This is a genomic window from Prevotella melaninogenica (assembly GCF_013267595.1).
In the GTDB taxonomy this organism is placed as follows: Bacteria; Bacteroidota; Bacteroidia; order Bacteroidales; family Bacteroidaceae; genus Prevotella; species Prevotella melaninogenica_D.
The window spans coordinates 612,500-632,982 of record NZ_CP054011.1 but is presented as its reverse complement, the minus strand read 5'-3'; the positions used below and the strand labels follow the sequence as shown (position 1 = coordinate 632,982).

The 20,483-nt window shown below is 37.9% G+C and carries 14 protein-coding genes and 1 pseudogene; 7 read left to right on the top strand and 8 right to left on the bottom strand.

Features of this window, described 5'->3' with window-relative positions; genetic code table 11:
• Positions 1-582: 582 nt before the first annotated feature.
• From FIU21_RS07840 to FIU21_RS07830, 3 genes are all read left to right on the top strand, one after another.
• Entirely contained in the window at positions 583-1,572 is a 990-nt protein-coding gene (locus FIU21_RS07840; protein ID WP_004361125.1) for a 2-hydroxyacid dehydrogenase, read from the top strand.
• 307 nt (positions 1,573-1,879) lie between these two features.
• A complete protein-coding gene (locus FIU21_RS07835; RefSeq protein WP_004361123.1) occupies positions 1,880-2,455 on the top strand; it encodes a porin family protein in 576 nt (191 codons plus the stop codon).
• Positions 2,456-2,899: 444 nt separating this feature from the next.
• The gene (locus FIU21_RS07830; RefSeq protein WP_004361120.1) at positions 2,900-4,258 is read left to right on the top strand and encodes an MATE family efflux transporter; all 1,359 of its coding nucleotides are present in this window, start codon (positions 2,900-2,902) and stop codon (positions 4,256-4,258) included.
• A 197-nt stretch (positions 4,259-4,455) separates the two neighbouring features.
• Here the strand turns inward: FIU21_RS07830 and pncB are convergent, their stop codons facing one another.
• The 5 genes from pncB to nrfH form a co-directional block, all read right to left on the bottom strand.
• Positions 4,456-5,661, bottom strand: coding sequence for a nicotinate phosphoribosyltransferase (gene pncB, locus FIU21_RS07825; protein WP_004361119.1), 1,206 nt, complete (start codon positions 5,659-5,661; stop codon positions 4,456-4,458).
• Between the two features lie 174 nt (positions 5,662-5,835).
• Positions 5,836-6,624, bottom strand: a complete 789-nt coding sequence (gene ccsA, locus FIU21_RS07820; protein WP_004361118.1) for a cytochrome c biogenesis protein CcsA — start codon at positions 6,622-6,624, stop codon at positions 5,836-5,838.
• Positions 6,621-7,958 (bottom strand): cytochrome c biogenesis ResB family protein, encoded by a 1,338-nt coding sequence (locus FIU21_RS07815; protein ID WP_004361117.1) that lies wholly within the window; start codon positions 7,956-7,958, stop codon positions 6,621-6,623. Before FIU21_RS07815 ends, ccsA begins: the two co-directional genes overlap by 4 nt.
• Before the next feature lie 195 nt (positions 7,959-8,153).
• Positions 8,154-9,650, bottom strand: coding sequence for an ammonia-forming cytochrome c nitrite reductase (gene nrfA, locus FIU21_RS07810; RefSeq protein ID WP_004361116.1), 1,497 nt, complete (start codon positions 9,648-9,650; stop codon positions 8,154-8,156).
• 19 nt (positions 9,651-9,669) lie between these two features.
• Positions 9,670-10,302, bottom strand: a complete 633-nt coding sequence (gene nrfH / locus FIU21_RS07805; RefSeq protein ID WP_036886741.1) for a cytochrome c nitrite reductase small subunit — start codon at positions 10,300-10,302, stop codon at positions 9,670-9,672.
• 1,027 nt (positions 10,303-11,329) lie between these two features.
• Here nrfH and FIU21_RS07800 point away from each other — a divergent pair.
• The 4 genes and pseudogenes from FIU21_RS07800 (at position 11,330) to FIU21_RS07785 (ending at position 15,612) form a co-directional block, all read left to right on the top strand.
• Complete coding sequence (locus FIU21_RS07800; protein WP_013263943.1) at positions 11,330-11,836, top strand: Fur family transcriptional regulator; 507 nt, start codon at positions 11,330-11,332, stop codon at positions 11,834-11,836.
• Entirely contained in the window at positions 11,833-13,107 is a 1,275-nt protein-coding gene (locus tag FIU21_RS07795; protein ID WP_004361113.1) for an adenylosuccinate synthase, read from the top strand. The genes FIU21_RS07800 and FIU21_RS07795 overlap by 4 nt, the downstream gene beginning before the upstream one ends.
• A gap of 102 nt (positions 13,108-13,209) precedes the next feature.
• Positions 13,210-14,568 (top strand): histidine--tRNA ligase, encoded by a 1,359-nt coding sequence (gene hisS, locus FIU21_RS07790; protein WP_004361112.1) that lies wholly within the window; start codon positions 13,210-13,212, stop codon positions 14,566-14,568.
• Between the two features lie 169 nt (positions 14,569-14,737).
• Positions 14,738-15,612 (top strand): annotated as a pseudogene (locus FIU21_RS07785) (endonuclease/exonuclease/phosphatase family protein).
• 225 nt (positions 15,613-15,837) lie between these two features.
• Here the strand turns inward: FIU21_RS07785 and FIU21_RS07780 are convergent.
• From FIU21_RS07780 to FIU21_RS07770, 3 genes are all read right to left on the bottom strand, one after another.
• Complete coding sequence (locus tag FIU21_RS07780; protein WP_004361110.1) at positions 15,838-16,965, bottom strand: nucleotidyltransferase family protein; 1,128 nt, start codon at positions 16,963-16,965, stop codon at positions 15,838-15,840.
• Between the two features lie 36 nt (positions 16,966-17,001).
• Positions 17,002-18,918 (bottom strand): polysaccharide biosynthesis protein, encoded by a 1,917-nt coding sequence (locus FIU21_RS07775; RefSeq protein WP_004361109.1) that lies wholly within the window; start codon positions 18,916-18,918, stop codon positions 17,002-17,004.
• Between the two features lie 166 nt (positions 18,919-19,084).
• Entirely contained in the window at positions 19,085-20,467 is a 1,383-nt protein-coding gene (locus tag FIU21_RS07770; protein WP_004361108.1) for a toxin-antitoxin system YwqK family antitoxin, read from the bottom strand.
• Positions 20,468-20,483: the final 16 nt, after the last annotated feature.

The window sequence follows — 20,483 nt, the reverse complement described above, 5'->3', positions numbered from 1 at the left end:
ATTGGTGCTGTGCCTTCGCACCATATCTGTTGGGACTTTAAACATAGATAAGGAAAGAGGAGAAAAATTATAATGACTCTTTTCTAAGCGAAGAAAAGAGACTTGTTGATAAGGGAAGTTATCAACGGTGAGAGTGACTAAATTGTACTTTTAACCATGAGTAATTCAGAACCATTATACATACCTCATCAATTCATTCCAAATTTCTACTTTCTTATAACATCACAAATTCTTTAAAATAGATTTCCTGTCACTCCCATCATCAGATTATAGGTTGTAACTTGTTGGTTTATAACAAGTCTACACGAACTGTTAAAAGTGACAGCAAAATAAAATTAAAACTATCATAGTATTATAGCTTTCATTTCTGCAAAATGGCAAACTATTCTATCTCAGAAAGAACAACTATAAAAATAATTATTTGCAAGAATTACAAATTATGTGTACCTTTGCATTGCCTTAAGTAAGTTGGATAACTTACACATTAAAGATTACCTGAGGAATCAGAAAAAATAAAGAAATCCTTTTACCGTATAAAGGATTATCTATAGCACTTATAATAATTAAATTAGGTAAATAGCAATGAGGATAGCATTTTTCGACGCAAAGTCGTATGACATCGAGTCTTTCAACGAAGTAAACAAGGATTATAATTTCGATATTCGCTATTATCAAGAGCGTCTCAGTATTAGTACTGTGCCTTTGGCAAAGGGTGCAGACGTGGTTTGTATTTTCGTAAATGCAGAGTGCGATGCAAGAGTTATTGATGAATTAGTGAACAATGGTGTAAAACTTGTAGCTCTTCGATGTGCTGGTTTCAATAATGTTGACCTTAAGGCTGCTGAAGGTCGTATTAAGGTGACACACGTACCTGCTTACTCTCCACATGCTGTTGCTGAGTATGCTGTAGCACTGATGCTAAGTCTTAACCGTAAGATTTATCGTGCTGTGAACCGTACACGTGATGGAGACTTCACATTACATGGTTTGTTAGGCTTCGACATGCATGGTAAGACAGCAGGTGTTGTTGGTATGGGTCGTATTGCCAAAGAGCTTATAAAGATTCTTCACGGCTTTGGTATGAATATTATGGCATACGATCTCTATCCAGATCAAGAGTTTGCAAAGCAGTATAATGTGAAGGTTGTTCAGCTTGACGAACTTTATGCGAATAGTGATATCATCTCCCTCCACTGCCCATTGACACCAGACACAAAGTTCCTTATCAATAAGGAAAGTATTGCGAAAATGAAGAAGGGTGTGATGATTATCAATACTGGTCGTGGTCAGCTTATCCACACAGAAGACCTTATCGAAGGCTTGCGTACAAAGCAGGTGGGTTCAGCTGGTCTTGACGTTTATGAAGAGGAGAAGGAGTACTTCTATGAGGATAAGAGCGACAAGATGATTGACGATGACGTATTGGCTCGCTTACTGATGGTTCCAAACGTTGTATTGACCTCTCATCAAGCATTCTTTACAAAGGAAGCGCTCTACAATATCGCTGTTTCAACCCTTAGCAGTGTAAAAGAACTATCAGAGGGTAAGGAACTTAGTTGCCAGGTGAAGTAAATATTAGAATCTTATAATCCTCATAAAGATTATAAGGTCAGTATTAGGTATACAATAAGGTGGATTGAAAGAAAAATATTTTTCAATCCATCTTTTTCTATGTATTTTCTTTGTTGTTGTGTCATATAAATAATATTTAACGCAAAAACCTTTGAAGTAACATTAGTTTCGTTTAACTTTGCGCACATAATTAACGAAATATTCAATATAAAACTTCTCTATTGGAGGCTTTAAAAGGCTTATAAACGAGGAGTATAATAAAAGGATAACTATAGAATAAAATATACTTAATAAAAAACAAAGAGTTATGAAAAAGATTTTAGTTGTAGCAGCACTGATGCTTTCATCAGTATCTACATTCGCACAGCATGCAGTTGGTTCATTCAACCTTCAGCCAAAGGTTGGTGTTAGTATTGCTAATCTTACAGAGGTTAAGGGCTCAGACCCTCGTGTAGGTCTTGTAGCTGGTGTTGAGGGTGAGTATCAGGCAAGTGACATCTTCTCTGTAAGTGCAGGTGTACTCTACTCTATGCAGGGTGCAAAAGCTAATTTCGCTAATTTAGTTGATGCAACAAACCGCCTTGATTACATTAACGTTCCTATCATGGCAAACGTTTATGTTGTTAAAGGTCTTGCTGTTAAATTGGGTGTTCAGCCTGGATTTAATGTTAGCAACAAAATTAAGGTAAATAATCTTGATGCAGTTGAAAATCCAGCAAAGGCACAGTCTGTAGATGTTTCTATTCCAGTAGGTCTTTCTTACGAATACAACAATTTCCAGCTTGATGCTCGTTACAATTGGGGTGTTAGCAAGGCTTTCAAATTGACAGATGCTAAGAACAGCGTATTCCAGATTACTTTGGGCTACAAGTTTGACTTGTAAATCATTAAAACAAATACTATATTGTTTTGAGGAGACCATAGGGGGGCTCCTCTTTTCGTTTGTGCATTATCGTCCTCAATATGATTAAATCCGAATCGGTCATTAGACCACAAAATGTATAGTTCTTCTTACTATGGTTTTGTTTCCTAACCGATTCGGGTAAAGCGATAATATTAGAGGGCTTTACTCCTAATTATTTCATGAAAAGACTTTGGGTTGATTTTATGTTTCTTATATAATAAAGGTGTACTATCTTACCTGTAAAAAAACTCTTTTCACCCGATAAATAAACCGCCTAAGAATAGATAAAGTAGTCTTTTCTTACTCTATACCTCTCTTTTTTATCATAAACTAAGATAAAGTAATTTATGAAAATTGTATGAAAATACAATATTTTTTCGTACCTTTGCATCACACTTAGGATAATAAATAGCAAAAATTAGTATGTCATATCAATTTTCAAAGTACGAAACACACTATCGTAACCTTACTTATTTAGGCGTTCCAATCATTATCGGACAATTAGGAAACCTTATTCTTAACTTTGCCGATACGCTTATGATTGGACATCATAGTACAGAAGAATTGGCTGCAGCGGCATTTGTCAACAATATGTTTACGTTGGTCATTATTTTTGCTATTGGCTTTACATATGCTATTACAGCACTTGTTGGTATCCTATACGGACAGGATAAGACTCATCGTATTGGTGAGGTAATGAAGAGTGCTACGGCAGCAAACACCTGTATGGCAATACTTTTATCTGCCATTATGATTGTTCTGTACTTGAATATTCATCGTTTGGGACAGCCAGAAGAGTTATTACCACTCATTCGCCCTTACTTCCTTATCCAACTTGTGTCTCTCCCATTTGTATGTTGGTTTAATACTTTCCGCCAGTTTACCGATGGTATCACTGACACAAAGGTGGCAATGTGGATTCTTGTTGCTGGAAATGTGATGAATATCTTTGGTAACTGGATACTGATTTATGGCCATTTAGGACTTCCAGAGATGGGACTGGTTGGTGCAGGACTATCTACAATGATTTCACGTATCGTGATGGCTTTCATTATGGTAGGCATCTTCTTCTTTAGTAAGAAATATAAAGAATACAAGAAGGGATGGAGTTTAGGTCAGGTGAAATATGCAGACTTCAAGCAGATTATTGTTCTTGGTATTCCTTTAGCATTACAAATGGGTATGGAAACTGCTGCCTTTAGCCTTTCAAGTTTGATGGTTGGCTGGTTCGATACAGAATCCTTAGCGGCTCATCAGGTTATGTTGACGATTTCACAGTTAGGCTACATGATCTACTATGGCTTGGCAGCAGCGGTAGCAGTACGTATTAGTAACTTCATGGGACAACGTGACTATCTTGCTGTAAGAAGAACAGCAACGGCTGGAATTCATTTAGTCTTCTTGCTTGCCATACTAACTTCTGTGCCAATCTTCATTTGCCGTCATATCATTGGTGGACTTTTCACTGATAATGTAAACGTTATTTCAATGGTATCTATGACGATTATTCCATTTATGATTTATCAGTTTGGTGATGGCTTACAGTGTAATTATGCCAATGCAATGCGCGGCACAGCTAATGTTCGTCCGCTAATCTGGATTGCGTTTGTATCTTTCTTCATTGTTTCTCTTCCTTTAGGCTATCTCTTTGGAGTCGTTATGAACTATCAGCTGGTCGGTGTCTGGTTTGCCTTCCCATTTGGTTTAACACTGTCAGGCGTACTTTACTATATCTACTATCAGAAGGGATTGAACAAGATAGAGTCTGGAGCAAAGATATAATTCATAATTATGATTACTACTACACTTCATAATTATGATTATCATTATTTGCTATTTTTTAAATATGACCTTCATAATAGATTAAGAGCAATATAACTTCAAAAGGCGATAATAAGTAATGACATTAATTCATCAACTTATTATCGCCTTTTGACGTTTCCCCTCTGTAATATTCGAGGTAAAAATTAGATAGAAATCTACTCTTTATAATTAATTGCCTCCATGAATCGCTTGATAACCTCTGGCTTACCCGTATGCTTACCTTTGTCTTCTGAGATCTTACAGGTCTCGTTATAGAATGGCCATGACTCCGTAATCTTTACAGCGACCAACTTAATAACAATGTTCATTGGTTTTACATGTGGGAAATCATTGGTAAAGTGAGTACCAATACCAAATGAAGGCTTCACTCGGTTCTCAGCATAACGCTGTATCTCAATAGCCTTATCCGTATCTAAAGCATTTGAGAATAACACCTGCTTATCACGTGCATCGATACCGAAAGAATTATATTTTGCAATGATCTTCTCTAATTGCTCAAAGTTATCACCAGAGTCTATGCGCAACCCCTTGAACTGATTAGCAAAATCTTCAGAGAAGTTATAAGAGAATATATCCCACCCAAAGGAATCGTAAAGGTAAGTTCCCAAAGCACCTCGATAAGTTCTACGCCATGCTTCCATAGCCATATAGTTTGCCATCTGAGGTCCAAACATACCACCAATAGCGCAAATAAACTCATGCGCCATCGTACCAACAGGCATAAGATTATACTTCATGGCAAGATGAATATTGCTTGTTCCAACAAAGCGTCCTTTCCATTCGCGACTGTCGTAGCAATCCTTCATGGCACGAACAGCAGTATCTTCTGCTGTAAGGCTGGCACGACGACGTGTACCAAAGTCTGAGAATACACATCCGGCTTCAAGTAATCGCTCTGTCTTATGGTAAGTCTTATCATAGAGTTCTTGATAGTCAAACTCCTGAGCTTGGTCGTTAAACATATAGAATAGCTCTGAAATAATGGCAAGAACCTTTACCTCTAACAGAATAGTATCAGCCCATAATCCTTCAAACTCAATATGAAGATGCCTATCCTCATCCTGCCATACCTTCACCCACTCACGTGAAAAGCGAAAGCCGCGGAGGTATGTCAAGAACCATTCTGGAAGATAATTGCACTTCTGTCGAAGAAAATTTATTTCTTCGTCGGTAATAACAACCGTCTCAAGTAACTCTATTTGATGTTCCACTTCACGTGCAAAGCCTTCTGGATAGACCGTATCGTCACGGTCAACAAACTGATAGCAAACATGTGCACGTGGATAGTTGTCAATGACAGCACAGCACATTGTAAGCTTATAAAGGTCATCGTCTGTAAAGTGATTAATAATCTGTCTCATCTTATTATTGTTGAATTCAGTCGTCAAAAGTATAAAAAAGATATGGAAGAACAAAGGGTTTTGTCAAAAATATGACTTAATGATAATATCAAGAGAAGATATATGAGTAAAACAAAATCGGTTCATTAGAATTAAGAAATAACCTTCTAATGAACCGATTTGAAATAAAGTGTTTTAACTTAAGTTATATGTATGTACACTCATGCCTTGTGCTGACGGCAGATAATTGATGCCCCACCAGCACATCTGCAGTAAGATGAAGGCTATAATGAGGACCCATAAGGCTGGACGAACAATGTGAGGACGATACTGACGATAATGGACATAGACCAAATAAGAAAGCCAAGTAATAGCTGCCCATGTCTCCTTTGGGTCCCATGACCAATAATGTCCCCATGCCTCTTTTGCCCACAAAGCACCCATAAGCATACCAAGTGTCATAAATGATAGTCCAACGTAGGCAAGGTTATCAGTTATCTCCATCTCTTTATCCGTATCAGTTCCCTTCTTAAAGAAAAGAAGATAGACCGACATGACTACTGCTGCACCCAAAAGTGCATATGCCATCATATACACAATTACATGAGGAGCAAACCATGGACTCTGCAAGGCTGGCATAAGCGTCTTGGAATGAATCTCAGGCTTAAAGATATTAACACATACAAACACTGTTGCAAGAAGTGTTGAAAAGCTCAATATCCATTTATACTGCCAACGACTAAAGACAATAATACCTGCCAAAGGAAGGAAAAAACTATACCATAAACGCGTTTCTCCCATCGTTCGAAGTGGTGGACGCTCCAATGTTATCCACATAATAAGAATGTAGGAAAAGAAGATTACAAGTCCAAGACCTGTTGCGCCAAACGCTAAGATACGACGGTTACGCCATGCAGCCCATGCACCTATAGCCCATAAAACTACTGATACGACTGCAAATATGATAAAATAACTCCAAATCATAGCTTAACCTCCTTCTTACGACTTGCTGTCAAGAACATTCCAACAGCTCCAAATAACAACATGAATATACCTACATAGACAACTGGCATCCAAGGGTCTGTTACAATCTCAAAGATACTTAGATTACTCCACTTGCCCATTTGTTCATTGTAACTTAGCTGATAGATTTTCCATCCATCAATACTAAAAGGTTTGTTAACCTCTATCTCGGTGTGAATATTTTTTCCATCCTGTGTATAGATGTCAACAAGTGAAGCGAAACGACGTGGCTCACGATTTGGCATAACCAATCTTCTACCATCACTAAGTTTCAAAGACTGATAAGGGAAAAGATAGCTTCCACAAGTGAGCCAACCAGTTACAGTACTTTTATGACCTTTAATTAAACCAGAGTCACTGCTTCCATTAGCATCTACACCAGTTGTTACCTTTACCAATATCGCACAAGCAGTACCTGTTGCATCCGAAGCTATATAGCCATCCTTATTACGTGCCTGTCCTAAAGAGTCCATACGGATATTGCTCATCATACCACCAGGCATCTTACCAACCATCTTACTGAGCATAACTGGCATAGCATTATCAATACGCTTGAGTACCTCAATCTTACAATCTAACAGTTGACCTGACTTTACATTCTTATCTAAAAGAATGTTCTCAGGTTTTCCCTTAGGAAGCGGAAGTCCCATATTGTCAATAAGCATGAGCTTAGGTGGATATTCATCAATGGTAAACTTCTCCAGTTGAATTGCAACAGGGAGGTGATGAACAGCACTAAAAGCATCAAGACCACGCCACTCAACCTGTCCTTGCTCGCAAAACATCTTTACTCGAAGCATATCTGCACTACCAAGTGTACCACATGTAAGAACAAGGAACAGTCCGACATGACTCGTTAGTGTTGGCAAGCGACGCCAAGAGAAATGTGCTATTTGATTCAAAGTGACTTCACCAACAATGGCTGTCATCCATAGGTAAACAAGGATAAACGGCCAGAAATTAAGCATCTTTGTTAGACCAAGTGGGTCAATAGGAGCTTTCCCCTCTGCCACTTGTTTGGTAAGTCCCATAAGAAGAGTGAGTATTGCAGCTGTAGCAATAGCTGGAATCGCCGCTTGCATGGTTGACATGAAACGACAGAAATAAGACCGCTTACGAAGTGCATAGACTATGATAAGTGCCAGTACGAGTAAGATTACTGTAATAATGTTGGCTGGCCAAGCAAAGATACCCCACTCTAAGGGACCTATTGTTACCTGTAATAATCCACCTGTAACCAATAAACCAACAACTATTGCTGTACCTTCTCTAAGTGTATAAGGTTTATTCCACATAGTAAAAGAGGCTCTCCCCCACTATTAATAAGGTCTTGAAAAACTTTATTTTATGTTTGTGAAGTACGAGCAGATAAATGATTTCGTTTTGATATATAAAATATTAGGATACAAGAATATTCTTCAAATAGAGTATTCCTATTTTACTGAACAAGATTCCTCCCCTAATGGGAAGGAATCCTGCTTGTAGTTTGTTTACATCGGTTTAGTTATAAACCGCTTATTCTTGCGTGCCTGCTCTATCCACTTCGGAACGATAGTGTCGAGGAACTGCTTCTTTTGTGCATTAAGCTTAGTCATATCTAAGCCAATGTAAGACTGTGCCTTAGCCTTAGTAGAAACGTCAGGAAGAGGAATCTGTCCTGTAAAGCCGTGACGAGCAACTACACGTGCGATCTGTAAGCGTGCATCCTTTGCATATTCCATTGCACTTCCAAGGAGTCGCATTACTTCTTGTGGAGCATGGAAAGCAGCGCCGTGGCTGGCAACGGCATAGTCCCAACGCCACTGCCCCTTACGAAGGTCTTTCAAAACAGGCTCCATCTCAGCCTCAGTTGCGCCCTTTTCCCATGCAAATTTAGCTTCAATATGTGCTGCAGCAAGTTCTCTTTCGACATGAGTACGGAAGTCATAAATCTTCTGTTGACGCTCATATACATTCTGACGAAGTGTTTCAGCATCTTGACGGTGACAAGTCTGGCAAGTACGACTGATGTTTGCTAATGGACTTGTAATATGATGATCTGTATATTTTACACCACCCTCAGAGATATAAGGCATATGACAATCAGCACATGAAACACCACGCTGTCCATGGATTCCCTGTAAATACAATTCATAACCAGGGTGCTGTGCCTTTAGAATCTTCGCCTTTGATAACGGATTAATGTAATCATAGAATCCAATACTATCGTAGTATTCCTCTGCTGCCTCACACGTCATACCCTTTTCTTGAGGGAAATGTAGATAGTTGCCATTCTCTTTCTCGAAGTAGTATTCCGTGTGGCACTGTGCGCAGACCAGGCTACGCATCTCTTGATGGCTGGCTTTTCTCACGTCTTTACCGACACGAGCCCATGCCTCATAGAGAGCAGGACGAGCGGGACGAAGTTCCATCGTCCTTGCATCATGGCAGTCTGAGCAACCGACGGTGTTCATGACCTCTGGTCCCCAGTCGCTCCACTTGGCAGCATAGAATTTATCAGTTCCTTTCTCACGCATTAGACGTGGAACATCAGGACCCTTGCAGGTCCAACAGGTTCCTGGCTGTATGTCATCTTGTCCATCAACACCTGGACTTCCTGTACGCATAATCTTACGTAAGTCATCAATACAATGACGGTGTCCACGTGGTGTATTATACCCTCTTGAGAAAGAATAGCCAGCCCATAGGATAACCATTTCGGGTCTCTCAGCCAGTACATCTACTTCCTGGGAAGAATTGTACTTACTCACGAAACTTGTGTCTTCTGTCATTGCCCACGTCTGATATTCACGTGGGAAATCAGCTGCAAATTTCTCATTCTGAGATACAATGGAGTCAGTCATCGGTGTACGTCTGTTGTTGAACACACTTACAACCTCAGCTCTTCTTTCAAGCATTGAAGAACAGAGCAGTCCAAGAATGAACACGAGAACCATTGCTCCTCCAAAGAGTAGCCAGCCTTGCCATTTCTTTAATGTCTTTGCCATAATTATCGATTTTTAGTTCTTATTTTTTCTTTCCTAACATTTTTTGCAACCAATCTGGAACAGGAGAAGGTGGCATTGGTTCCACATATTCTGCACCAGGAGTACTTGAGAGAGAATTCATCTTCATGTGTGCTACATCACGATGACAATCCCAGCAGGCTTTACCTTCACCACGCTGAGCCTCCATGTAATCTATTCTGCCTGTATTAACAAACTCTTGATTTAATTGTTTATGGCAGCGGATGCAGTTATCCATTATCACTTCTGCGGATGCTGATTCTGCCTGAATAGTTTGCGATTCATTAAATGTAACAAAATAAGCTACATGCTTCATTCCATCCATACCTTTAAAAGCATAGTGTGTAGCAACGTTATCATTAGGAACGTGACAATCGTTACATGTGGTGTTACGAGCATGTGCAGAGTGTGACCACGTAGCATAATAAGGTGACATGATATGGCAATTAATACATGCCGCTGGGTCATCACCTATTATATAGGTATGCATACGTAGAAGATAAAAGAATAACCCTGTTAATCCTACTATCACACCGCACAAAATAGATAATGTAACCTTTTGCCGATATGAGATGCATGATAGAAACTTATCTATCATACTTTTCAATTTGGTAGATATGGTTTTTAATTTCATAGGATTTATATCTTGTTTCGTGCACAAAGATATGTATTATTTTTCATTAGACAAGTAAAGAAAAAAGAAAAAATCATCATAAATTATGATTTAGACTAAATCTAATATATTTTTATCGTGAAGAAAAGAATTTATGTTCCATGACAAGAATTACTTATTTCGATGAAGATAAATGTTTTTTGGGGTTCTTCCGTTAAATGTGTGGACGCTTTTCGTATTACTATAAAGGAAAAAACGAAGTTAATCATTAAACAAAAACATGGCTAAGACTGTCAACTATCTATCCTTTTATCATCCACTTCATTGAAAACCTTTTCATTTTAAGACTTCGATAATCTATAGACAATAGATTAAAAAATCATTACATAATTTCAAGCAAGACATCTATAAATAACGGTAAAAACACATACAAAATGTAGGTTCATAACCATATAGAAATCAATTAGTTATAAAGTAGTAAAGTAAAAGGTGCTTAATTGGACTTCAAAAGGGTGTTAGTAAGGGGCTTAAAGGGCACCTTTTGCAAGTCAATTGGGCGTCTTTTAGAAGCTAAAAGAGCATGTATTGGTTTTGTATAGAATGAAAATAATTTACAAAGCTCAACTAATGAGGGAGTAAGTTTGTTTGTAAAAGACCGATAGACATCGCACCTAATTATATTTGTCATGTAGTTTATCTCCCGTTTTACCCCCCTAATTGGGGGTAATCATACCCACTGCACACAATGTTAGAGGCTCGCATGACCCATTTTACCCCCCCTAATTGGGGGTAATCATACCATGGTATATGGATTAATCTCATTCTATTAACAATCTACGCATTTAGCGGAAGAACCTTTTTTCATAAAAATTATTCGATATAGTACTTGTATAAAGAATAATACCATAGTGTAATAAACATGTAAAAAGAATCACAAGACAGCTTTTATACCATTATACAAGCACAATGTTTTTAACTTTTTTTTATTACTGTATAGTAGTTATATCGTTTAAAAATAGTAACTTTGTGCAAATTTAATCAGTAAGTTGTGACTAAAGATATAGTCAAAAAAAGAGTTCGAGACATTCTGGATGAATACCTCGAAGCTAACAATCATCGCAAGACATCAGAGCGATATGCCATTTTGGATGCGGTGTATGACATGGGAGAACATTTCTCCTTAGATGAATTGGGTGCAGCACTTGAAAAGAATAATTTTCGAGTTTCTCGTGCCACACTTTACAATACGATGCGTCTTTTCATTGAATTACGTCTCGTAGTCAGACATCGGTTCATCGGTCAAACCAAGTATGAGGCATGCTATAACAATGAAGATCATATCCATCAGATCTGTACGCTATGCGGAACAGTGACAGAGGTTGATTCCCCAGAGATTGCGGATGCTATAAAGAACACAAAGTTCCACCGCTTTCGCCGAGATGGTTTCTCCTTATATATATATGGCATATGTTCACGCTGTCAAGCCGCCTTGTCGCGTCAGAGAAGCAAGTTTCTTACACAGAAACAAGTAAAAAACTCACATAAAAGCAAATGAACACAGGTAAAGTAGACGTCCTGTTGGGTCTCCAATGGGGTGATGAAGGAAAAGGTAAGGTTGTAGACGTGCTCACACCACGCTACGATGTAGTAGCTCGTTTCCAAGGAGGTCCGAACGCAGGACACACTCTTGAGTTCGAAGGTCAGAAATACGTGCTGCGTTCTATACCATCAGGCATCTTCCAAGGTGGCAAAGTTAACATCATTGGCAATGGAGTCGTTTTAGCTCCAGATCTCTTTATGGGTGAAGCAAAAGACCTTGAGAAGAGTGGACATCCTCTAAAGGAGCGTCTACATATCTCAAAGAAAGCCCACCTTATCATGCCAACACATCGTATCCTTGACCGTGCTTACGAAGCAGCAAAGGGTAAAGACAAGGTTGGAACTACTGGCAAGGGTATTGGTCCTACTTATACTGATAAGATCAGTCGAAATGGTTTACGTGTTGGTGATATCCTCTGTGACTTCGAACAAAAGTATGCTGCTCATAAGGATCGTCATATGAAAATGCTTGCAGCACTTGGTTGGACAGACTTTGAAGGCTTAGAAGAGACTGAGAAGCTTTGGATGGAAGGCATAGCATATATGAAGGAGTTTAAGTTTGTTGATTCTGAAAATGAAATCAACCGCCTCCTTCGTGAAAGTAAGCATATTCTTTGCGAAGGTGCGCAAGGAACAATGTTGGACGTAGACTTTGGTTCTTATCCTTTCGTAACTTCTTCAAATACAATTTGTGCAGGTGCTTGTACTGGACTTGGTATTGGTCCTAATAAGGTGGGTAATGTCTATGGTATCATGAAGGCTTACTGTACTCGTGTCGGCTCTGGTCCATTCCCAACAGAATTATTTGACGAGACCGGAAAGACGATTCGTGATCTCGGCCATGAGTATGGAGCTGTTACCGGACGTGAGCGCCGTTGTGGTTGGATTGACCTTGTTCAGCTTCGCTACTCTGTAATGGTAAATGGTGTGACTGAGCTTATTATGATGAAGAGTGATGTTCTTGATAGCTTCGAAACTATCAAGGCATGCGTTGCATACGAGTTGCCAGATGGTACAGAGACAAAGGACTTCCCTTACGAGATTGATAATGTGAAACCAATCTACAAGGATTTCCGCGGTTGGAAGAAAGATATGACAAAATGTAAGTCACAGGATGAATTCCCAGAGGAGTTCCGTGAGTATGTAGCTTTCCTTGAGAACTATCTTGAGACCCGCATTGGTATTATCTCTGTTGGTCCTGACCGCGAACAAACGATCGTTTTATAATCTTGTTTAGGCTGTGACTGGCGGTTATAAGCATTCAGAAAAGCTTATATTCGTTTCTCACAGCCTAATATTTTTCATTCGTAAAACAAAAATACAAGACAAATGGCAAACAAACCTTCCATCCCAAAGGGTACCCGTGACTTCGGTCCAGATGAGATGGCAAAACGAAATTACATATTTGATACCATCAAGCGTGTTTACGCTCTCTATGGCTTTCAGCAGATAGAGACACCTTCTATGGAGACCTTACAGACGTTGATGGGTAAGTATGGTGAAGAAGGAGATAAACTTCTTTTTAAGATACTGAATTCAGGAGATTACTTGAAGGCTGTTAGCGATGAAGAACTTAAGGAGCGCAATACACTAAAGATGCAGACAAAACTCTGCGAAAAGGGATTGCGTTATGACCTTACAGTACCTTTTGCTCGCTACGTGGTGATGCATCGTGATGAGTTGCAGCTACCTTTCAAGCGTTACCAAATACAGCCAGTTTGGCGTGCAGACCGTCCACAGAAGGGTCGTTATCGTGAGTTCTATCAGTGTGATGCCGATGTAGTAGGCTCTGACTCATTACTAAACGAGGTGGAGTTAATGCAGATTATTGACACTGTATTTACAGAGTTTGGCATTCGCGTACAGATAAAGATTAACAATAGAAAGATTCTCACAGGTATAGCTGAAGTAATTGGTGAGAAGGATAAAATTGTTGACATCACAGTTGCTATCGACAAACTTGATAAGATAGGACTTGATAATGTAAACGAAGAACTGCGTAATAATGGAATCTCTGAAGAAGCAATAGAGAAGTTGCAACCTATCATTAAGTTAGAAGGAACCAATGAAGAGAAACTTGATGTTATTGCAGAAGTCTTGAAGGAGAGTGAAACTGGACTAAAAGGTGTTGAAGAAACGCGTTTTATCCTTGAAACATTGAAGGGTTCTGGACTAAACAATGAGATACAGCTCGACCTTACTTTGGCACGTGGATTGAACTATTACACAGGTGCTATCTTTGAGGTTAAGGCCCTTGATGTACAGATTGGTTCTATCACAGGTGGTGGACGTTATGACAACCTAACTGGTATCTTTGGTATGCCAGGTATCTCTGGTGTCGGAATTAGCTTTGGTGCTGACCGCATTTATGATGTTCTTAATACGCTCGACCTCTATCCAAAGGAGAGCGTACAGGGTACACAGCTTCTCTTTATTAACTTCGGAGAGAAGGAAACTGCCTACTGTCTGCCAATTGTTGCAGCTGCACGTAGGGCTGGTATTCGCACTGAAATGTTCCCTGACAAGGCTAAAATGAAGAAACAAATGAGCTATGCCAATGCAAAGAACATTGGTTTTGTTGCCCTTGCAGGTGAAACTGAAATGCAAGAAGGTAAGATAACACTAAAGAATATGACTACTGGCGAACAGGAACTTGTAAAGCCAGAGGAGATTATTAGTAGATTTTAGAAGACACTCCCCTCCCCCTGCTAAGGAGAGGGGACTTCTTTTTTATTGATACCTTTTATTAGTCTGCTTAGTAAGTAAGCCACAAGCAGAAGCTAACTATATTACCACTGAACATAAAACTGTATGTAAAAGTATATTACAGATTGTGGAACAATAAAGAACTTAAATCATGAATAAACTAACGACACTATTCCTTGCATTGCTACTGAGCTGTAGCCTTTCGGCTCAACGACTCTATGTAGGCACTTATAATATCCGTTATAACAACCCAAATGATGAAAAAGAAGGCAATGCATGGACACAACGTTGTTCACATTTGTGTGACTTCATCAATTTTGAACAGCCAGAAATATTTGGTACACAAGAGGTACTTGTAGACCAACTACATGATTTAATGAAAGGATTAGATAGTTACGGTTATATTGGTGTTGGACGAGACGATGGTAAAGAAAAAGGAGAATACGCAGCAATCTTTTATAAAAAAAATCAACTTAGATTATTAGATAGTGGTAATTTCTAGCTCTCTCCTACTCCTGAAAGAGCTTCTTTGGGATGGGATGCAGCGTGTATTCGTATTTGCACATGGGGAAAATTTCAAGACAAGGTATCGGGTAAGCAATTTTATTTCTTCAATACTCACATGGACCATGTGGGTACTGTGGCACACGGAGAGAGAGTGCTCGATTAATTTTAAAACGTATTAATCAGTTATCAAAAGGGTTACCTACAATTCTGACGGGCGATTTTAATGTAGACCAAACAGATGAAATCTATCAAATCTTCTCTAACTCTGGGGTTCTACGTGATTGTTACACTAACGCTCTACAACGCATGACACCTACTGGAACATGGAATGACTTTATGCAGGATAGTCGCAGTAAAGCCCGAATTGACCATATTTTCGTTTCTTCTGATTTTAAAGTTCCACATTATGCTATCTTTACCAACAGCTATTGGCTTGGTAAGTCGCGTCGCAATATCTCAGACCATTATCCCGTCATGGTAAAACTTATATTCGCGCAAGATAAGACTCTTACAAAGTGATACCCACCTCCTTTATACTAATACAATAGAAGTTAAACTGGATTACCTAATTACTCAAGCGCGATTTCAACTTTGATGATACAAGAAAAAGACTGAAACACCAATCGTGTTAGTACTGAACACCATTAGTGTTTAAGCACAGCACCATTGGTGCTCACGTATAGCACAACTATTCAGCCTTATATTTTCAATCGGAAAGAGTTCTATTCTATATTAATAAAGCTCTTATTTCGAACTCCGACGCAGTTGGCGACGCAAATATGCCTTGTATATCATATGCCACCACCTTGAGATAGGACGCCCCCATACGGTTTCAGATGGAAAGTCTATCGCAAAATGAAGATTTCGATATATTTCTAAAAAATATTGGGAATAAACTGATTTACCAGCAAATGAATAACGATGATCATGAAAACCAAAATTACCTGCCATCAATATTTCAGAAACAAGCATCTTACCTATTCTATCATTAGGCTCCAAGAGTAAATACTTGTCTTGTAAACCAAATATCTCTTTCATTACATACATTACAGCTGCTGTGAATTTGCACATCCCGACATCTTTCAGTACATGAAGAGTTTCTTTACGCTCCTTCTCGCTAAAGCCACGTAGCAACAAATAATAATAATCTATCATTTGTCTTAAACCAATACCTTCAAAAAAGAAATGGTGCATCAAATGAGTCAACTGAAACACACGATTGAAATCATCCGTTACAGTATAAATCTTTCCTAAACCATCTGGTAACTCAGTTAGATATTTAAACTGGTTTTCTTTGCATTGATCAAAGTATCGACGTAACTTATATTCATGCCACAAATTTCCCATAAATGAAGGGAAAAAGTGAATTTCTACTGGTGTTTTAAAATAACTCAGTTCAATGTGATGATATCCGATTTCTCCTTTACTATCTAACTCACGAGAAATACGTATAATATCTAACGTTTTTGCATCAGTCCATAGGTCTATATCGCCTGATGTACGCATATAGGGATCAGGATACATCAATGCATTAGTTTGCCCTTTTAAAACACAACTACGTACACCATACTTTTCACGTAATAATGTTGTAAGTGCATCTGCATCTTTATAAGTTTGTTTATTAGCTTGCTCTATATAAGAGTAAGCACCATACCACTTAAATATTTGCTCCTTATTAGGACGATATGGAGATTCTGACAACTTCTTTATACCATGAAATAAGACACCAAGAATAGCTTGTTTTTTTCCAAACTTATAGAGTGCATCCCAATCCATCTCTACTAAATTAGCAGGTACCTTAGCATCCTCCTTTAAGCAAAAACGCAGAAACTCAAAGAAAAGGACAAAAGAATCTTCTTTTTTATATTCCATTAAGTGTAATTAAAAATCCACTACTCGACCAATGAATTATTTATCGAGTACAGAGTATTTACTATTATTACTTACATACTCTGGTACAATCTCTTTCATTTTTTCAACAATAGCCATATCGTCGTAGGTGTGACTCAAAGCTATAAGTGATTCTATTTGCTTGTTTACCCCATTAAAATCGTACTCACGTACCTCTGCGATACGAATCTTCTCGTGGAAACTTGGAAGTGTATTTTCAGTTGTACTCAACACCTCTTCATATAGTTTCTCGCCAGCACGCAACCCTGTATATTTAATTTCAATATTCTTAGCACCAGAAAGCTTAATCATTCGTTTGGCAAGATCAGCTATTCTAACAGGTTTACCCATATCGAACACGAAGATTTCTCCACCACCTCCGTGTGTACCAGCTTCAAGTACCAATTTACATGCTTCAGGAATCAACATGAAGAATCGAATGATGTTAGGATCTGTAACAGTAACAGGTCCTCCAGCCTTTATCTGCTTCTCGAACAAAGGAATAACAGAACCATTTGAACCTAATACATTACCAAAACGAGTAGTAACAAATTGTGTAGTAGGTTTACCATTTGCCTGCTCATTAATCATTTTGTTAAGGCTTTGACAGTATATCTCACAGATACGCTTTGAGCAACCCATAACATTTGTTGGGTTTACAGCTTTATCTGTTGAAACCATAACAAATTTCTTAACACCATACTTAACACTAAGGTCTGCAATAATTTTTGTTCCCCAAACGTTATTTTGTATACTTTCAGACGGATTATTTTCCATCATCGGTACATGCTTATACGCAGCTGCGTGGAATACATAATCAGGCTTATAAGTTTGGAAAATCTTCTCCATTCTTTCCTGATTAGAGATGCTTGCAACAATAGTATGTGCCTTAATATTAGGCCATTCAAATTGCATCATCAAGCGAATGTTATGTTGAGGTGTCTCTGCCTGATCAATAAGATTTAGCTCTGCAGGTTTATAGACAGCAATCTGACGTACCATCTCAGAACCAATACTACCAGCAGAACCAGTAATCATAATCTTCTTATTACGTAAAAGATTACCAATGGAATCCATGTCAACATTAATTTGATCACGTGGAAGCAAGTCTTCAATACTAATCTCCTTAAGTTGAACCTTCGTATAATCTTCATTTTGAGTCCATTCTTTCTCCGCTGAACTCATAAAGATTTGTACACCAAGACTTAAAAGTATATCCTGTAACTTTGCATCATTACGGAAACGCTCATTCTGCAGTGGAGATACTAAAACAGCCTTTATTCTCAATGCTTTGATATGTTCTGCAAGATTATCATCTACAAGATAAATCTTCTCACCCATGAGAATTCGACCTTTGATATCTGGGTCATGTGCAATAAATCCCTTCAATAAGAACTTACGTGAAACATTACTTCTAATACTTTTTGCCAAGTCAACACCACCATCCTTTACACCATAGATGAAAGTGCGAATACCTTTATCTGTATTAAATAAGACATCATAAACTGACTTTGTTAATATACGAAAGACCATCATACCAATGGTCGCAACAAGATACATTGCTGCAATTTGTCTTCCTTGAAGACGAACAAATTCAAGATCCCAATGATAAACAACATAATGCATTGCCTCTGCAACAATAAGAGAGAGAAGCATAGCCAATACTACTCGTTGCAAATCAACAAAGGAAGAGTAACGAATAATCCCTGAATATGTACGAAAAATTCTAAAACCAATAAGGTTAAATATCATGTACATAAAGATTGTTTTACTTAACAATACAATATGCTGAGGGGATACAGCACCATGATAATATAACCAAAAGACAAAGATACCTGAAAGATAACAGATGACAATGTCTATAGCCAATATGACCCAATATGGTAATGCATTCCTCGAAAGATACCAATCCAACAGTTTGTCAAATACTTTCATAATCACTTTAAATAGTTTACAGGTGATTGCTCATTATGAATAATGAACTTGTTCGTTCTCTTCTTAGCAGAAAATTAATTTTATGATGCAAATATACTCAAAAAAAACTAAATGATATACATCAATCGGGTAATATTTGATTTAATAAATCTAAAAAAAAATTGCATCATTTTATATCCATTTGAATATGATAAAGTCCTGCATAAAGGTTTGACTGATGAGTGAAGGTGACAATAACTTCACGCTCACCATAATCCATAGGTTTCATCTTTGGCTCAAGAATAAAATTTCCATCTGCTGACTTATAGTCTATACCTCCAAGAGTTTTATAACCAGCCTTGATAGCTTCTTGAGCGATGAGATACATTTCTTCTTCTGACCAAGTGAAAATATTAATACGATCTATAAGAAGATTATTCCCAGTAATTGTGCCGAAGAAGCCTATTTGCTTTGGCTTACTACCTGTAACTTTATCCTTGCTATTCTGTACATCATAAATCATATTATGATGAAAAACAACTTCCTTCTGAGCTCCAAACCCATCTATTATTTGTGAAGAATTTAACTGAAATTTATGACTAATGCCTGTTAACACGTCTATACTCTTTGACCTTTCATTTTCTTTACTAAGCAAACTATGAAGATAAGTAAAATTAAACCTTCCTTTCTGTGGTATTATGTCATCTGAAGACATCTTATCACTAACAGTTCCAGTTTTTTCATTTGGAGTATCTGGATACTTTATATTAGCAAGATATTTATCCTCCTTGGATGTTTGACTGGACGCAACCTCTTTTACCTTATTAATAGAATTAGTACGTCCCTTCTTTGCCAAATCATCATGTGCGGGCTGAGTTTCTTTAGATTCAGTTGTAGGATTACTATTTAATTTCTTGGTAGCTTTAACCCCAACCTTTTGCTCTTTATTTTCTCTTGCTTTATAGATACTTTTTGATTGTGCCATTATTAACGCTTCATCATGACGATATCGTTCACAGAATTCATCTTCATTAGTGTTTTTATCAATGTAATGATCCTTTCCACCTTTAATCTCATTGACTTTAGAACCATTGCGCCAGATAGTAGTAAATTCTAAACGACCATTCTCTGTATAAGTATAACAAGGACCGTCAAGTAATCCATTGCGATATGACAACTTCATTCCAATGTTACCACTTGGAAAGAATGACAAAGCACGACCATTTGCTTTACCATTCTTATATTGTAAAACAGACTCTACTCTACCGGACTTATGGAAAGTTCTACACACGCCATTTAAGACCGTATTTCTATCATTTTGTCTGTTTATACTTATATAATGCTTCTCTGCTTGAAGTTGTCCTGTAATATAATAATCATAAAACATTTTCTGTCCTTTATCATCAATAGCCAAAACTCTATAGTAAGCAGCTTTATCAGCACTGCTAACTCCTTTCCACTGACTATCATAGAAAAAAGCACCATGAGGAATATAACTACGCGCTACACGTTGAGCTGTAGCAACTGTAAATAAAGTACTTACAAGTAAGACAAAGTACAAACGTTTCATATATAATTCTCTAATT

Bases quoted from the DNA above. Each gene is read 5' to 3' on its own strand.
- FIU21_RS07815 (WP_004361117.1), bottom strand. From the start codon at position 7,958: ATGTGGAATAAACCTTATACACTTAGAGAAGGTACAGCAATAGTTGTT.
- nrfA (WP_004361116.1), bottom strand. From the start codon at position 9,650: ATGGCAAAGACATTAAAGAAATGGCAAGGCTGGCTACTCTTTGGAGGA.
- FIU21_RS07830 (WP_004361120.1), top strand. From the start codon at position 2,900: ATGTCATATCAATTTTCAAAGTACGAAACACACTATCGTAACCTTACT.
- FIU21_RS07770 (WP_004361108.1), bottom strand. From the start codon at position 20,467: ATGAAACGTTTGTACTTTGTCTTACTTGTAAGTACTTTATTTACAGTT.
- FIU21_RS07780 (WP_004361110.1), bottom strand. From the start codon at position 16,965: ATGGAATATAAAAAAGAAGATTCTTTTGTCCTTTTCTTTGAGTTTCTG.
- pncB (WP_004361119.1), bottom strand. From the start codon at position 5,661: ATGAGACAGATTATTAATCACTTTACAGACGATGACCTTTATAAGCTT.
- FIU21_RS07835 (WP_004361123.1), top strand. From the start codon at position 1,880: ATGAAAAAGATTTTAGTTGTAGCAGCACTGATGCTTTCATCAGTATCT.
- hisS (WP_004361112.1), top strand. From the start codon at position 13,210: ATGGCAAACAAACCTTCCATCCCAAAGGGTACCCGTGACTTCGGTCCA.
- FIU21_RS07775 (WP_004361109.1), bottom strand. From the start codon at position 18,918: ATGAAAGTATTTGACAAACTGTTGGATTGGTATCTTTCGAGGAATGCA.
- FIU21_RS07795 (WP_004361113.1), top strand. From the start codon at position 11,833: ATGAACACAGGTAAAGTAGACGTCCTGTTGGGTCTCCAATGGGGTGAT.
- ccsA (WP_004361118.1), bottom strand. From the start codon at position 6,624: ATGATTTGGAGTTATTTTATCATATTTGCAGTCGTATCAGTAGTTTTA.
- FIU21_RS07840 (WP_004361125.1), top strand. From the start codon at position 583: ATGAGGATAGCATTTTTCGACGCAAAGTCGTATGACATCGAGTCTTTC.
- nrfH (WP_036886741.1), bottom strand. From the start codon at position 10,302: ATGAAATTAAAAACCATATCTACCAAATTGAAAAGTATGATAGATAAG.